The organism is Treponema vincentii (genome assembly GCF_010365865.1).
Lineage (GTDB): Bacteria > Spirochaetota > Spirochaetia > Treponematales > Treponemataceae > Treponema.
This window is the reverse complement of sequence record NZ_CP048020.1, coordinates 1,728,576-1,744,825: the sequence shown is the minus strand read 5'-3', so window position 1 is coordinate 1,744,825 and position 16,250 is coordinate 1,728,576. Positions and strand designations below refer to the sequence as shown.

Here is a 16,250-nt window from a genome sequence, read left to right as displayed (position 1 = left end):
GGATGTACACTTTTGGCAAGGCAACGCAGTAGATATGCCGTCTATTTCAAAAGGTAGGTACTGTATTTACATAAGTAACCGCCGCCGCCAGCGCATCGGCGGCATGGTCGGGTTTCGGTATCGTTTTAAGGCCGAGCAGCAACTGTACCGTGAGCTGTACCTGCTGCTTTTCCGCCTGCGCGATGCCGGTAACTGCTTTTTTAATAGCGTTCGGCGCGTATTGAAAGACGGGAACACCTGCTTGCGCTAAGGCAAGCAGCGTCACGCCGCGTGCTTCCGAAACGCTCAAAGCGCTCGTTACGTTTTTTGCGAAATAGAGCGTTTCGATACCGGCGGCGGCAGGTTGGTATGTGCGGATAAGCTCCGTAAGCCGGTCAAAGACAATGAGCAGCCGGTTCCCCTGTACCTGTCCCGCCTCCGTTTGAATAACACCGTAATCAATACAGCGCATCCTGCTGCCGGACACAGTAATAATGCCGTAGCCGGTATGGGCAAGTCCGGGGTCGATCCCCATTATAATCCGTCCTGCGGCTGTCCGCTGTTCCGCCATTCTCCTTATTTTCCTACCATATTAACGCCGGTTAAAACACTCATTTGCGTATTACAGCGCCTGTGTCCGCTCTTTTAAGAATGCACGATGTGCCTCATCCAAATGAGGATCCAGCGCAGTACGAACCGCTTGATTATAATCATTCAGCCACTTGAGTTCTTCGGGAAGCAGTAGCTCCTTCACTACCGGCCGTGTGTCGATCGGGCAGAGCGTCAGCGTTTCAAACTCCAAGAATGTCCCATACTCCGTTGTTTTCCATTCCTTTGTCAGTGTGAGGTTTTCGATGCGGATACCGTGACTGCTAGCGCAGTAAAAGCCGGGCTCGTTGGAGGTAATCATGCCCGCCTTCATCGGAGCGTCCGTATAGCGGAGTCCGATATTCTGCGGTCCTTCGTGAACGGATAGCACATACCCGACGCCGTGTCCGGTACCGTGTTTATAGTCCTTCCCGTATTTCCGGAGCGGATTGCGGGCAAGAATATCAAGCTTATAGCCGGTCGTGTTTTCGGGGAACTTTGCTAAGGCGAGCTGGATATGCCCTTTGAGTACTAGCGTATAATCCTCTTTTTCTTCCGCGGTGAGCGGTCCGAGCGGGATGGTTCGGGTGATATCCGTTGTTCCGTCTTTGTATTGTCCGCCCGAGTCGAGCAGTAAAAAGCCTTTGGGCTGCAAGGTAGCAGCAGTATTTTTTTTAGGCCCCGTAGTGGATAATCGCCGCATTTGCTCCGTAGCCTGCAATCGTGGTAAAGCTCGCCTCTATGAAGTCGGGCTGTTCGCCACGGAAGCGCAGCAGCTGTTCGGAAACGTCCCATTCGGTAACGCCGCTATCGGCATGATCTTCTACCCATTTGAGGATTTTAACCATCGCGATGCCGTCTTTGAGGAATGCATTCCGGTAATTTTTAATTTCGGTTTCGTTCTTCACCGCTTTCATCGAAGAGGTGATATTAAGGCCTTCTATGATATCCGCTTTAATCTTGTTGCGTAAGAAGATATTTGTTCGTGTGGGATCAAGGTAGACTGTACCCTGCAGCTTTTCGGCATCGGCAAAAACCGCTTCGTAAGGCGCAACGGAAACGCCTTCTTTTTCCAGCGCCGCCTTCACCTCATCCGTCATTTGCCGCGCGTCGATGTAAAGCCGTGCGCTCTGCATATCAACCAAGGCATAGGCGGTAACAACCGGCGTACATGCAATATCGTTGCCGCGGATATTAAAGAGGTAACAGACATCCTCCAAAGCTCCGATAACCGTCGCCTCTGCTTTTTTTTCCCGAAGCGCCGCGCGGACTTCTTTGATTTTTTCCGACGCGGATTTTCCCGTGTAGCGGACATCGAGTAAAAAGGCGGCGCTTAATACGGGCGCAGGCCGATCCGTCCACATCTCCCCGATGAGATCACGGTCTATAACAAACTTCATATCGGGAAGCGACGAATTAAACTGTGCAAACGAATTAAGCGCCATCACTTTCCCGTCCATACCGATCGTACTTCCCGCAGGAAGCGTTTGTGCAAGATATTCAAATACGGTCGGTACATTCGGCTCTCCGCTCTTTTGCAAGAGAATACCGCTTCCCTTCAATTCTTTTTCAGCTTGTAAAAAATACCGGCCGTCAGTCCATAAAAAGGCCTTGTCTTTTGTAACCAATACGGCGCCCGCAGAGCCGGTAAAGCCGGAAATAAAGACGCGGGTCTTATCGTGTTCGGCAAGATATTCGCACTGATGCGGATCGGCGGTTGGAATATAATACGCGTCGAAGCCGCATTCCGCCATTTTATTGCGTAATACGTTAATACGTTCAGCTATTGTCATAGTAATCTCCTTCTATAGTCCTGCGTACATGCGGCGCAGTAGCTGGTCTATTTTATGCCCGTAAGCAGTGTCCGATGCCCACGTTCCGGCAAGGTTATAAATATGCGGCGCCTTGCCTTTCGGGTTTACGTAACGGTAACGAGGATCTACGGATGGAAGTTTGAGCGGTTCGGTACTGGCGTATGCTTTTAGATGCTGAATATGCGCCCTGACTCCCGTTTGCTCGTCGGGAAACGCCAATCCCGGATTCTCTGCGTTGATGGCACCGAGTCCGCAAAAATTGTTCATATCTGCGGTTACCAATCCGCCGAACTGTAAAAAGCCGGTTTCCAAACACATCTGTGCAAAAGCGATATCGGCATTTATTCCTTCAGCTGAGGATTCTTTCACATAATACGCTGCCAACCGTTCGACTTTTTCCTGATCAACTTCTCCCGTTTGCGTTACGGCAGTTTGCGTTAAAAAGAACGAAACGAGCTGTTCCTGCGTCATGCGTCCGGTACCCATAATCGCTTTGGGAATGGACGGCGGAACCGACCGGCATGAAAAGCAAAGAAATACTGCAAGCAGGGTAATAAGCGCAAAAGGATGGTTTAAAAAACGCTTTATGTGAAGGGTTTTGATATTCATACGGATGGCATTACTCCCATTCGACAGCCTCTAACATATTTTGTTTAGGGGATATTCTCTGCCGTTTTTTGACATTGATAGTAGTAATCATGCTAATATGATTAATTAATGTCCAACTATCCTAGCATAGCAAATTTCACGCGGTTTTGCAATTAGTTGCAAAGTTATATTACACAGTTATTTTAATTTGTGTACTGAAAATTGTTGATATTTTAGTTTTTGTATAGTATAATCTTTTTGCGGACTATGAATCAGTTTTTTAGAAGTTTCCTTGTGATGTAGAGGTTGGTAAACAAGTGGATAAAAAAGAAGTCATAAAAAGAATCATAGAGAAGTCCGACGGTATTGCTAAGGCTTCTGATTTTGTTTCTGAGAGTCTTTCCTATTACGATGTCGCATATTTATGCAAGAAAGGCTATATTGAACGCGTTAGGCATGGCTATTATCAGCTTTCGGAACAAAAAGATATAAAAGAAGAACGGGTGCTTGCGGCACTTCTACCTGAAAGTATTGTCTGTGTGGAGTCAGCGCTGTTTTACTACAACTATAGCGACTTTACACCGAGGCAATGGTCGATTGCCGTTCCGCGAACATTTTCACGTACAAAGTTAAAGATTGATTCTCTTGCTATAAAAACCTATTTTGTACAGCTTGCTCATTTTGAAATCGGAAAAACAAGTGGAGATTTTGGCGGTATACAACTTGCTGTTTATGACCGTGAACGCACTATTTGTGACTGTTTTAAATATCGAACAAAATTGGATAACGAAATGTTTAACAATGCCCTCAATGCATACGCTGCCGATGAAAAGAAAAATTTGAGTAATCTTTCAAGATATGCAAAGGAAATGCATATCTACAAAAGATTGATGGATGTAATGGAGGTGTTACTTAATGGCTGATATTGCAGCTTCCGTTCTTGCACGGCTCAAAAACAAGGCTCTCGAAAGCGGAAGAAGTTATCAGCTGTGTCTCCAGCTCTTTTGCCAAGAGGAATTTCTGCGCCGTTTGGAAAAATCAAAATATGCCGAGAATCTCGTACTAAAGGGCGGTTTGTTTCTCTATTCTCTTACAGAGTTTGACAGCAGAGTTACGATGGATGTAGACTTTTTGCTTCGGAAAATACCTAATACGCCGGAACAGTTGAAATTTATTTTAGAGGAAATTATCGTTGTTTCTACAGATAATGATTTTGTAAGTTTTGAGATAAAAGATGTTGAACCGATTGCCGTTACCAAAAAATACTCAGGCATTGGAGCCTCAATTCTCGCTCGCATTAGAAATATTAAAATAAGATTTAGTGTTGATTTCGGTGTGGGGGATGTTATTGTTCCAAAACAGGAAAAGCGCAGAATTCCGACCCAACTTCCTGATTTTGTATCTCCGACAGTAAATACCTACTCCATTGAAACCGTAGTGGCTGAAAAAATCGATGCCGTTCTGAGTCTGATGGAGTTTTCCAGCCGGATGAAGGACTATTATGATATTTATTATATTGCCAACAAGTTTGATTTTGACGGTCAGGTATTGTCAGAAGCTTTAAGGGAAACCTTTGCCAATCGTAACCACCTCTTTACTGTTGAACAGTTTAAACAGGTAATGAATTTTGATAATGATGCAGCAATGCAGAAGAAGTGGGGCGCCTTTACGCGTAAGATTAACGTTAAAACGGATGATTATGGTACAGTGCTTAATACAATAAAAGTTTTCTTGGCAGCTCCGTTCCTGTCAGCTATCGAGAGTACGGAGTACACTAAGCAATGGTCGGCTTCTTCTTGTGAATGGATTTAACATAGGAGACTATAAGACCTTTTAGCTGTGAGCTGTTGCCTCAGCTAAAAGGTCTTTTCATACGCTTCTTTTACTCCCATTCGATGGTTGCAGGCGGTTTGGGCGTAATGTCATACACTACGCGGTTGATGCCTTTGACTTCGTTGATGATGCGGAGCGTAATCTTCTGCAGCAGCGGATACGGGATTTCCGCGACCTCAACCGTCATCGCATCGACGGAGGTTACCGCCCGTATCGCTATCAGGTTGTCATACGTTCTGCCGTCACCCATAGCGCCGACCGTGCGGACATTGGGGAATACGGTAAAATACTGCCAAATAGAATCCGCCAAGCCTGCCTGCGCAATTTCTTCGCGGAGAATGGCATCGCTTTCGCGTACCCAATGCAGCCGTTCGGGAGTGATTTCTCCTAAGACACGCACCGCAAGTCCCGGGCTGGGGAAGGGCTGCCGCTTAACCAGTTCGTCGGGAATACCAAGCGCCGTGCCGAGCGCCCGCACCTCATCCTTAAACAGCATCCTCAGCGGTTCAATCAGTTCCTTAAAGTCGATATTTTCGGGAAGTCCGCCGACATTGTGATGGGATTTTATGACCGCCGCCTTTTTACTGCCGCCGGATTCAATAACATCGGGATAGATAGTTCCTTGTACCAAAAAATCGACGGTGCCGATCTTTTTTGCTTCTTCTTCAAAAACACGGATAAATTCTTCACCGATAATCTTCCGCTTGCGTTCGGGTTCGGTTACTCCGGCAAGTTTTTTTAAGAACCGCTCGGAGGCATCCACATGGATGATGTTAAGACCGAGTGTTTCGCGGTATGTTTTTAATACCTGTGCCGCTTCATCTTTGCGTAAAAGACCGTGATCGACAAAGATACAGGTAAGCTGATCGCCGACAGCCTTATGTACCAGTACCGAAGCAACGGAGGAATCAACTCCGCCGGACAGAGCCGAAATAACCTTTTTGTTTCCGACCTTTCGTTTTATTTCCTGAATAACCGAATCGGCGGCGGTTGCGGCGTTCCAGACTTCGGTACATCCGCAAATACCGCGCACAAAGTTTTTGAGCATTTGTGTGCCGTATACGGAGTGTAAGACTTCGGGATGGAATTGTACGCCGTAACATTTGCGCTCGGTATTTGCCATGGCGGCGATAGGACAGTTATCCGTTTTCGCAATAACGGTAAAGCCTTGGGGAAGGGCGGATACGCTGTCGTTATGGCTCATCCACACGATGGAGTCTGCCGGACAATCTTTCCAAAGCGCTGCACCTGCCGCATCTTTGCCGGTGTACAGCTCTGTCTTACCGAATTCGCTTTTTTCTGCCGGCTGCACTTTTCCGCCGAGCAAATACGTCATCAGTTGCATTCCGTAACAGATACCCAACACCGGTACCCCTAAGTTGAATATTTCAGGATTGCAGGTTGCCGCATCTTCGGCATATACGGAGTCAGGCGCTCCGGTTAAGATGATTCCTTTTAAATCACTACTTTGTATACGGGTAAGTTCTGCGTCGAAAGGAAGCACTTCACAATATACTCCGCATTCGCGGACACGGCGGGCAATGAGCTGGCTATACTGCCCTCCGAAATCAAGGATAATAATTTTTTCTGTGTGCATAGTGTACTATATCAGTGTATGACTTGTTAGACAAGGCGCCTTTCGATCAGATGTCAAGGCTTTCCGTTAGATTTTTACGTGAGTAAATACTTTATCCAAACCTCGATTTATGATATTATGCTCGGATGGAGTACCAAGTAACGGCGACACGGCGCAGGCCTCAGCGATTTGAAGATTTATTAGGGCAGGATTTTGTTGCGGCGACGCTGCAAAAATCTATTGAAGCGGGGAAAATAGCCCATGCGTATCTTTTTTCCGGGCCGCGCGGATGCGGTAAAACCAGTTCGGCGCGTATTTTAGCCAAGGCACTCAACTGTGAAACGGGAACGGTCGCTACTCCCTGCGGAGTTTGTACCTCGTGCCGCGAAATTACGGCGGGTTCAAGCATCGATGTTATCGAGATAGACGGCGCATCGAATACGAGCGTCAACGATGTGCGACAAATCAAGGACGAAATTCTCTTTCCGCCCAATACCAGCCGGTATAAAATCTACATTATCGACGAAGTTCACATGCTTTCCACAAGCGCCTTCAATGCGTTGCTGAAAACGATTGAAGAGCCGCCTCCGTATGTTATCTTTATTTTTGCAACAACCGAACTGCACAAGGTTCCGGCAACCATCAAAAGTCGCTGTCAACACTTCAATTTTAAATTAGTCGATGTTGAGGTGCTTAAACAGGCATTGGCGGAGGCGGCAGCGGAGCTGCATATTGAAGCTGACGACGAGGCGCTGTACTGGATTGCGCGTGAGGCTACCGGAAGCGTGCGCGATTGTTACACTTTGTTCGATCAGGTGGCGGCTTTCTCGGACGGGCATATCACCTTTGAAAAAATACAGAGCACGCTCGGTTTAACGGGTACCGATTCGATCGGCGCCTTGCTGACTGCTTGCGTTCAAAAAGATGCCGCCGCCGCGCTGCTCACCCTTGATACTATTCTGCAAAACGGTGTTTCCACCGAGCAATTTACGGTAGACTGCACCAACTATCTCCGCAGTCTTCTCTTGATACAACAAGGTATTACAAAAGAGGCTTTGATAGGGCAGCGCGCGGATCGGTTCCCGCAAGAGATACTGACAGGCTGGAATGCACAGCAGCTTGAGCGTGCGCTGTATCTGTTCTTGCAGCTTTTCAGAGATCTTCGGTTTTCGCTCAATCCGCGTTATGAACTGGAATTAACGGTTTCCCGCCTTGCATGGCTTTCCGACTATGTTTCTCCAAAGGAACTGAAAGCTGCCTTTGATGCGGCTCAAGCGCTGCTCGCGGGCGTACCCACAGCAGTTCAATCGGCAACCAGAGCACTGCTCGGCAATGGGGCGCCGCAAAAAGGCGGGGCTGCCTCCCCTTTTTTAAGACCGGCGGCTTCTCTTCGCTGAAAGCTGCCGGTACTTACGGAAACACCGCATCGGCCGGGATACCGGTGAATGCTCCGGCTGGAATAGCCGATACGCAGCCTACTGGAATGCCCGTCAATGCGTCGACGGGCTATAATCAACGTTCGGCAACCGGAGCGGCAGCGCTGCAGCGGGATGTTCCGGTACCGCAGGGAACGCCGCAGATTCGCCATCCGACAACGGTACCTCAGCCTTCGGCAGTGCGGCAGCCGCTAGTGGAAACCCCGTCGCCGCCCCGTGTGCAAAATATCGGTGAACTCAAAGAAGCGCTCGTTCAGCATCTACTCATAGAACATACGATGTTGTCGGCGGCAGTCGCTAAAACGCTCAACTGGATCGAACGGGACGGTGTGCTGTATATGGCCGTGCATACGCCTTTTGAAGTGCAGCAGCTGCAGCGAGAAAAGAATATCATAACCCGAAAAACAGCCGAGCTTTACGGCAAAGAATTGAAAATACAGATAACGCTCGCTCAAGCAGAGACGGCGCAAAAAGTAGCCGTCCCCGCGCGGGTAGAGATGGTACTGCGTAACATAAAAGGCAGCATCGTTGACATACAAAAAAAAGCGGTTGAAGAAGAACCGGAGGAAGAAGAATGAACATAAATCCGTTTGAATTGATGAAAAACGCAAAAGATTTGCAGACTCATTTCGGGAAAATGCAAGAAGAACTGGCATCGCTCCGCGTGCAAGGTGTTTCGGGCGGCGGCTTGGTAAAGGTAACCCTGAGCGGTACCTTCGATATGGTAAAAGTTGAACTGGATCCAATCGCCGTCGATAATCGCGATATCCCGATGCTGCAGGATCTGATCCGCTCCGCCCATACCGATGCAATAGAGAGAAAATTAAGGAAACGCTGAAAGAAAAGATGGGACCGCTCGCTGCACTTGCGGGAGGAATGCCGTCATAATGAACGCGCTTGAAGACCTTATCGACAATTTATGCCGCCTGCCGGGTATCGGAAAAAAAGAGCGCCGCCCGGCTCGCATATCATATTCTCAAGCAGGATCCTCCCTATGCCCACCGGCTGGCGGATAGCCTCTACAAGCTTCACGACAGCATCAGACCCTGTCCGGTGTGCGGGGCTTTTACCGATCAAGACGTATGTGACATTTGCAGCGATCCCACGCGGGACGGCTCCTGTATCTGTGTCGTGGAGCAGCCGCAGGATGTCTCTACTTTGATGAGCATAGGCGAGTACAGGGGGCCTTTTCACGTGCTCGGCGGCGTTATCGCTCCGCTTGAAGGCATCGGACCGGAGCAACTCCGCATCGCAAGTCTCGTTAAACGAATCGGCAACGGTACGGCGGTAAAAGAGGTGATCCTCGCAACCAATCCGACCATCGAAGGGGATACCACCGCCCTTTATATCCAAAAGGTGCTGCGCGATCTTCCCGTCGAGGTTACTCGCCTTGCGTCGGGTCTGCCGGTCGGCGGCGATTTGGAGTACACCGACAAACTGACTCTAATGCGCAGCTTTAAAGGCAGGATAAAGATTTAAGATTTAGTTTTCGCTTGACAAAGGTCAGAATTACCAGTATATATTAGGCAATATTTAGTAATATATGCGGTAATCCGCCGCCCCCCTAAAAGTTATTTGTAAAAATAATCGTACAAAAAAGTTTATCATTAACAACAACATTAAAGTTCTGAGCTATTGCTGTCTATATGAGAGGCGGGATAGCAGAAAGTTGTGCCGGTTATGCGTTACCGATTAGACGGGAAAGCAAGACGGTAAGGTTCTGCCGCAGAGAAGCGCAGGAGAAATTAAACCTGTTCGGAAACTTCCGTTTCTGAACAGGGTACCTTGAAATGCGATGTTCTAAATCGTGCTATTTGTGCGATTTAGAACTCGTCGACCTATTCGAAAGCGCATTTATCGAATAGGTCTATTATAGTGCGTTTTTATCACCGGAGTATGCGTGGTAAGAACGCTTGCGAAATGGAGCGGAGAAAAAAGCTTATGAAAAAGATGAATCGCGCAATATCTGTTGTACTGATTATATTAACTGCTATTGCAGGTTTTACCTGTAAACCGGGCTTAGGCAGCCAAATCGACATCCTTCCGCCGAGCGGGGAGATTATCTATCCCGATGCGGGTGAGACGCCGATACGGGGTTCATTTATTTTGAGAGGAACGGCAAAGGACGACGAAGGCGTACGAGCAGTTTCAATCGTTTTTGAAAACATAGAAACGAAAGACAGCACGCGTTCTTTTCCGGCAAGTCTTTCCAAGCCGGGCGCCGACAGTACAGAGTGGACTGTATCCATAGATAACGAACCTACGGGGACGGAAGCGCCGCCTCACGAACTCGTAAAGATCTATCCCATCCCCGACGGTGAATACACGGCGATCGTTACCGTTACCGACAAGGGAGGAAAGCCGTCTACATTTACTAAGAACTACAAAATAGACAACACCCCGCCGGTGTTTATCGTGCAGCGGCCGTCAACGGTTGCAGGTAAAGACGAAATACCGGTGACATGGGACGGATATGGAGCCATATTTTCCGTTGTAGGGCAAGCTGGCGAAAGAAATACGGTAGAAAAGCTTGATGTACGTGTTACCGGAGCAGAACCGATACAAACAATGTTTGTAGGCAACAACATAAACGCTCAAATTGCAGTATTCCGCAAAACAGATCCTAAAGATCCTTTATATGAGCTACAGGATAAGGATAAAACAAAGCCGCTCAAAGGCGAATTTTATTTATATGATAACGCCCGCGAACGTACTGGGGGGGGGGCATCAACTGAAGGTAATAAAGCCGATTGGTATTATCAATGGGAGGATGTTTATACCGATGTTATAGCAAAGGGGTACACCCCGGAGGTAATCAGCGACTATTTTGCCGGTAAAAAAGGTTCAAATAAAAACGAACACGACCAAAAGATACTGGCCTTGCGCGGCGATACGGACGCCTTAAACACGCTTAAATCGGCAATGATAAAAATGGAAGAAAAGCGGAGCACCTTTAAACTGGATCCCAGTACATCACCGGGATTTAAGGTTATCGGCATAAAAAATTTGCCTAAAAATACATTAAATTTGGCGCAGGCTACTTCCATGTTATTTAAAACCGGAACGGAAACAGCTTTTCCGGTAGAGCTTATTCGTAATAAGAATAAGGATTCACTGATAAATGGTATTGCTTCCAATCCTACCGCATATACAGGCAGTAATATTGAAATCGTCTTGTTCAAATGGAATGGAACGGGTTCTGGAGAAGATAGCTTTAAAAACAACACAAATCTTGAAGAAAAAACGCTGGTAAAATTTTCCGAATTAACGGATACGAATAAGATTGCAAGAAAGATTACGGTAGCTGACGGAAACTTACGTGTAAAATGTACATTCGATCCTTCTTGGGGTGAGGGGTACTATATCGTAAAGGTTAAAGGAACGGATACTATCGATGAAGAATCGCATAAATTTCAAGAATATGATGATTCCAATTCGGTAAACGATGGGATGTATATCATAAATTTCCTTGCCGTTGGGACAGGTCCGAGAATACGGCCGATCCGTCCGCAAGGCTTTAAAAATACAACTGTGGATATAGAAGCGGATGTTACCGGTATCGATGCGACAGGCGAGGTGTACTACAATATAGATGCACCGGTGAATACCGCGAGCCCAGATCCGGCAAAGAAGCTGATAAAGGTCAATTCCGACCCGACCGATCCGCGATACAAAGCAGCGGGCGTTACTATAAGCGGTCTTTCGGACGGAATCCATAAAATTCACTTTTTAGCTAAAACAAGTTCGGGTTCAACCGATACGGACACTACCGAATTTACCGTCGATAAAACGGGGCTAACGATTGAAATAGTATATCCTGAAGAAACCGATCCGCAAGCGGGAGACATTGTCGTTTCGGGTCGCATCAGCGATGAATGGGCCGGAGTAAATCCCGAAAAAACCAAATACATATTGGGTAAAAAGACTCCTGCACCGACGGTAAATACTGCTGCCGGCTGGAAAATAATGAAAGATGCTCCTGATACTTCTACAAAAGGTTCGTGGAGTATTCACATAAATTTGGATAACGTCCCCTCATCGGAACACGGTGCGGCTGTCGGTACATACAAAAAAATACCGTTATACATTTTTACGGAAGACGAACTAGGGAATAAAGCCGTACATGAAAAAACGATTCTCTTTGATCCCGACGGAACAAAACCTGTTGTAAAAGTGAGTTCGCCGCAAGAAGGTGCAACTGTGGGCGGTACGATACAAATTTTCGGAACCGCAAATGTCCCGAAAGGTGGAGCGGGAGCTGTAGGCGGAGTATATATTTGGTTTTCGCACAGCGGTAATTTTACGAATGATGCTACCGACGGAAAGTTCGGTTCAACCGACTGGTGTAACGGTGGACAAGGATTACCCATTACGACTGATACCGGTGCAGGAGCCGGTCAAGACGGAGCTGACTGGAGAATCAGCATAAATGCCGATAACGCTTTTAATCATGCAACCAATCAAAATCAGACCGTCTATTTTAAGCTTCGTGCAAAAAATACGAGCAATGTGTGGGGCGAATGGACGGAAAAAAGAAAAATAATCGTCGACAAAGATGCGCCGCTGATTACCGATGTAAAGATCGATAATGTTTCGGGCACGTCATCGCCGCAAGATTACAACATGAACATGTGGATTAAAAACGGTAAAAAACTTACGGCAAAGTTGGTTGATCCGTCGGGAATACAGGACGTAAAGATTACCTTTAAAAACGGTACTGTTGAAAAAAAGTATCAAAAAAAGGATGCAGGTGCTCTCGATTCGGGATACACCGCTGTTCCGACCAGCTGGCTTACGAATCATAATTCGGGCGGAAAATCGGGCTATGAATTAAATCTCCCGCTCGATATAAGCAGTATGTCCGGCGACAGCTTTTCGGTTACAATAGTAATCAGGGAAAAAGATGCTCAACATTTGTCTTCACAAAGTTCCTTTTTGTTCCGCTTCGATAAGGATAGCCCCATCGGTGATTTCGGCAAGACATTTACGGGTTATGTTGCAAACGCTACCTTTGCTACAGCTGCAGATTCCATCACCAGTCCCTCTCTTGCAGACGCTATACGGTCAAATCCTACAGGTTTGAAAATGCTTGTCGGAAATACAATTGTAAGTATAACGAATTCCGCGGGCTTTTCGGGTAATAAGGTTACATTTACCCCCGCTCTTGCTTCCGGCGGAAAATACAGTTATGTCCTTTACAAACCGGATACATTGGTAAAAGCCGTCAGCGGAAATGATTGGATCGTTCCCGGCGTTGCGAACGATGACGGCTCGGGCGTTCAAACGGTGACCGCTAAGCTTGAAGTAGGAAGCAATTCGCAAAGCGTAACGATGACCGAACTTGATGCTTCAAATAAAATATACCGTCTGCTCGACGGTTTATGCAGATGGGAAGGACACATCGATTTATCAACCATACCCGACGGCAAGGGTAAACTCACTTACACCGTAACCGATCATGGCGGTAACGTTTACTCTGCTCAAAAAGATGTGCGGGTAAAAAATAAGGCTTTCACAGTGAGTTCGATAACGCTTGTTACCAAAATAGGCGGCGCGGAAAAGTTCTCCGACGGAACTCTTTCGGGTTCTTTAAATTCCGATCTCGATTTTATCGGAACTTTTACAAGCAGCAAATTTGCATTTAAAGATAAAACTCACTCGAAAATAAAGGTGAATTTTGATGGCGGACAGGGACAGGTTAAATACAGTCTGAAATACAACAATGCTGTTTTAGCCGGGCATGATATGAAAAATATCGGCAACGGCGACATAACATTGAGCGCAACCGACTTGCAAACAATCGGCAACACTCCGGTTGGAACGACAACGGAATTGGTTTTGGAACTGTGGGATAGTGCACAGGGCGGCTGTACACCGACCGGCGCAACCCCGCTTGAAAAGAGCTCTTTTGCCCAAATTAAAATCAATACGCTCTTTGATGCGCTTGACAATAATCCGCCTAAGGTGGTCATGCTTCCGTTCTATTGGAACGGAGAAGGCAAAGATTCGAATAATAATTCTTTGAACTCTTTGTATGAAGGCAGCGGTGAAAACGGACACGTGGAAATTGCTCCCGTTACAGGCCTTACCGCTAATACGTCGGATAATAACAGTTATTCGTCCGTTTCAGGGAAAGTTACTTTGCGCGGTTTTGCTTACGACAATATTAAGATACATACGGTTACTGCGGTGCTGCCCGGTAAAACCTTGTCGGCTACGCTTTCCGGTACCGGTTCTCAGTGGACGGCGGGAACTATGGCTTCAGACGGCGCCGTATTGACCGTTGAAAAGCTTGGCGCCGACTATCTCGGCTATTACGTCAAATGGACTTTGGATTGGGATACTGAAAAAACAACGAACGTCGGTCTCGCACAAGAAATTAAAATAACCGTAAACGACGGAACAACCGTATCGTCGGACAGCAAAGCGAATATGCCTAATGCCGTAACGGGCGTTAACAGAGCAAACGAAAACTCTGCACAAAACGATGTTTTTACCGATAAAAATCCGGGACAATTTGTTGTATTCACAAAAGGTGAAAAGCAATATCTTACCCGCCTTGCAAGCGTATCCGGTAATAAAGTAACGCTGGAAAACAACGTTCCCGTTGATGTAAACGACGTTTTTGTGTACGGCTATAATGCAAACGAAGCGAAAACGAATGTAAACGTTGTGCCTTTCATTATGAGCTTACAACGTCCGGACACCTATAATACCAACCGTTCCACATCGGGTGCTTACAACCTGCTGCACAGTGATACGGTAACGGTTACAGGATTTAATCTTGGCGGAACAGGCGTCGCCGTAAAAGTGAAAATTCCGAATATAACGAGTGAACAAGCTGTAGCAAGTAATAAGTTTACACTTCCTGCTGCAGCAAAGTCCGGTCCGATTGTTATTACTGTTGATCCTGACGGTACCGGACCAAAACCGGCGGTAGAAGCTATTAACAATAAGAGTAACAACAGCAAGCCCTATAACCGGCAGGATATTGAAAACCGTCCGGAAACTCGATATTGGACTGACGATTTGACAATCGATGTATGGAAAGACGATGAGGATTTCGCAGGCAGCAATAATCCGAAATATCCGAGTATGGCGATGGGTTCTAACGGAGATTTATATGCAGCATTTAGCAATTACTCCGAATCCAAAGTATACTACTCAAAGTTAGGCGGCGCGCCTCAATCCGTTTATTGGGGATATGATCCGCCGGAAGAGGCTGCGATAAGCGTGAATGGCGCGAATGCGGTAAATATTTTATATTCCGCTAATTATCATGCAGGTGCTATAGCAAACTGGAAGGCGAACATCTACGGAGCAGGAGGCTTATACTGCTATGATGCCAATGCGCCGGATTTGAAATTTTTTCATAGTAATGGCGGGAAAATATATCGGTTTGAACTTTTTTATCACCAAAAGCAATTACAGCAGTTTAAGAACTTCCGTATTGCAAGGAAAAATAATAACATACATATAGCGTATTATGATACTATGGCAGCATCCGTTAAGTACTCATCGGTTCTGTCGGGAACGACGGATGCGGATATTACTTCCCACAATGGTGAGGACGAATGGCAGGAGCCTGCAGATAATAAAAATAATTGCAGTGAAATAGCATGGGTAGATTTGGACGGCAGTACTCTCCCGGATGTACTACCACCCGATCCTAATTTAAAGAGAGTCGGTACTGTTGCGGTACTTTCGAATAGTCAATTCGAAAACGGGCTTCAACGTACCGGTGGTACAGCCGAATACTGCGCTCTTGCGTTGGACAAAAAAAACAGGCCGGTCGTTATCTATGCCGATGTCGATACCGGTACGCTGCGGCTTGCACGAGCAGATGCCGAAACACCTACAGCAGCTGCAAATTGGAAAGTACAAAAGGTACTCCCCGCAGGCGATGTTAATACGGGGCGTGCTGAAGATTACTTTGCTGCACAATTCGACTCTGCCGGTTATTTGCACATTGTGTTCCGCAATACAAAAGGGCAGATTTGCTATACAAAGTCTACAAATAAAAATACGGGAACTACCGTTGCCGCTTATACTTTCGAAAAAAGCGTTGTCGTTGCGGAAAACGGTTCACGGGTAGAGCTTACGATGGACGGTACAATCCCCTACGTTGCATATTTGAGTAAAACAAATGCGTATGACGGCATTCAAATTGCGTATTACGATGCCGGTTTGGTAAAAACATGGAAGTCTAATGGCACTGAAAATGAAAAAGGTGCATGGAATATTATGACTGCTGCAATGAAACATCGTGCCGGCGATGCACGTGCTTGTGTTGCCGTTGCTCCTGCGAGTGTAACAACATGGAAGGCGGCGGTAGGTTATACACCGGGCAGCATATACCGTGTCGTGAAATATGTAAAATAAAAGTTTTGGTAAAAAGTTTTGGGCACCGTTAATCAACGGAAGTTTTTAACGGTG

The 16,250-nt window shown here is 46.7% G+C and carries 7 protein-coding genes and 4 pseudogenes; 7 read left to right on the top strand and 4 right to left on the bottom strand.

The genetic code is table 11. The annotated features are described in order from the left end of the window. Positions 1-46 precede the first annotated feature (46 nt). The 3 genes and pseudogenes from ruvC to GWP43_RS08075 all read right to left on the bottom strand — a co-directional run bounded on the left by ruvC (position 47) and on the right by GWP43_RS08075 (position 2,990). The gene (gene ruvC, locus GWP43_RS08085; RefSeq protein ID WP_162663737.1) at positions 47-550 is read right to left on the bottom strand and encodes a crossover junction endodeoxyribonuclease RuvC; all 504 of its coding nucleotides are present in this window, start codon (positions 548-550) and stop codon (positions 47-49) included. 51 nt (positions 551-601) lie between these two features. Then, positions 602-2,360: pseudogene (locus tag GWP43_RS15425) on the bottom strand (aminopeptidase P family protein). Positions 2,361-2,372: 12 nt separating this feature from the next. Then, positions 2,373-2,990 (bottom strand): glucosaminidase domain-containing protein, encoded by a 618-nt coding sequence (locus tag GWP43_RS08075; protein ID WP_162663736.1) that lies wholly within the window; start codon positions 2,988-2,990, stop codon positions 2,373-2,375. Between the two features lie 296 nt (positions 2,991-3,286). Here GWP43_RS08075 and GWP43_RS08070 point away from each other — a divergent pair, with 296 nt between their 5' ends. Both GWP43_RS08070 and GWP43_RS08065 read left to right on the top strand, forming a co-directional pair. Further along, a complete protein-coding gene (locus tag GWP43_RS08070) occupies positions 3,287-3,892 on the top strand; it encodes a type IV toxin-antitoxin system AbiEi family antitoxin domain-containing protein (RefSeq protein ID WP_162663735.1) in 606 nt (201 codons plus the stop codon). Then, positions 3,885-4,781, top strand: coding sequence for a nucleotidyl transferase AbiEii/AbiGii toxin family protein (locus GWP43_RS08065; protein ID WP_162663734.1), 897 nt, complete (start codon positions 3,885-3,887; stop codon positions 4,779-4,781). Before GWP43_RS08070 ends, GWP43_RS08065 begins: the two co-directional genes overlap by 8 nt. 70 nt (positions 4,782-4,851) lie before the next feature. Here GWP43_RS08065 and guaA read toward each other — a convergent pair whose 3' ends face one another. Then, a complete protein-coding gene (gene guaA, locus GWP43_RS08060) occupies positions 4,852-6,399 on the bottom strand; it encodes a glutamine-hydrolyzing GMP synthase (RefSeq protein ID WP_162663733.1) in 1,548 nt (515 codons plus the stop codon). Between the two features lie 125 nt (positions 6,400-6,524). Here guaA and dnaX point away from each other — a divergent pair. The 5 genes and pseudogenes from dnaX to GWP43_RS08035 form a co-directional block, all read left to right on the top strand. Then, positions 6,525-7,688, top strand: a pseudogene (gene dnaX / locus GWP43_RS08055) (DNA polymerase III subunit gamma/tau); the annotation flags it as partial. A 131-nt stretch (positions 7,689-7,819) separates the two neighbouring features. Continuing rightward, entirely contained in the window at positions 7,820-8,392 is a 573-nt protein-coding gene (locus GWP43_RS08050) for a DNA polymerase III subunit gamma/tau (RefSeq protein WP_162663731.1), read from the top strand. Next, positions 8,389-8,702, top strand: a pseudogene (locus tag GWP43_RS08045) (YbaB/EbfC family nucleoid-associated protein). The gene GWP43_RS08050 and the pseudogene GWP43_RS08045 overlap by 4 nt, the downstream one beginning before the upstream one ends. Further along, positions 8,702-9,293 (top strand): annotated as a pseudogene (recR, locus tag GWP43_RS08040) (recombination mediator RecR). Before GWP43_RS08045 ends, recR begins: the two co-directional pseudogenes overlap by 1 nt. Positions 9,294-9,755: 462 nt before the next feature. After that, complete coding sequence (locus GWP43_RS08035; protein WP_162663730.1) at positions 9,756-16,196, top strand: hypothetical protein; 6,441 nt, start codon at positions 9,756-9,758, stop codon at positions 16,194-16,196. Positions 16,197-16,250: the final 54 nt, after the last annotated feature.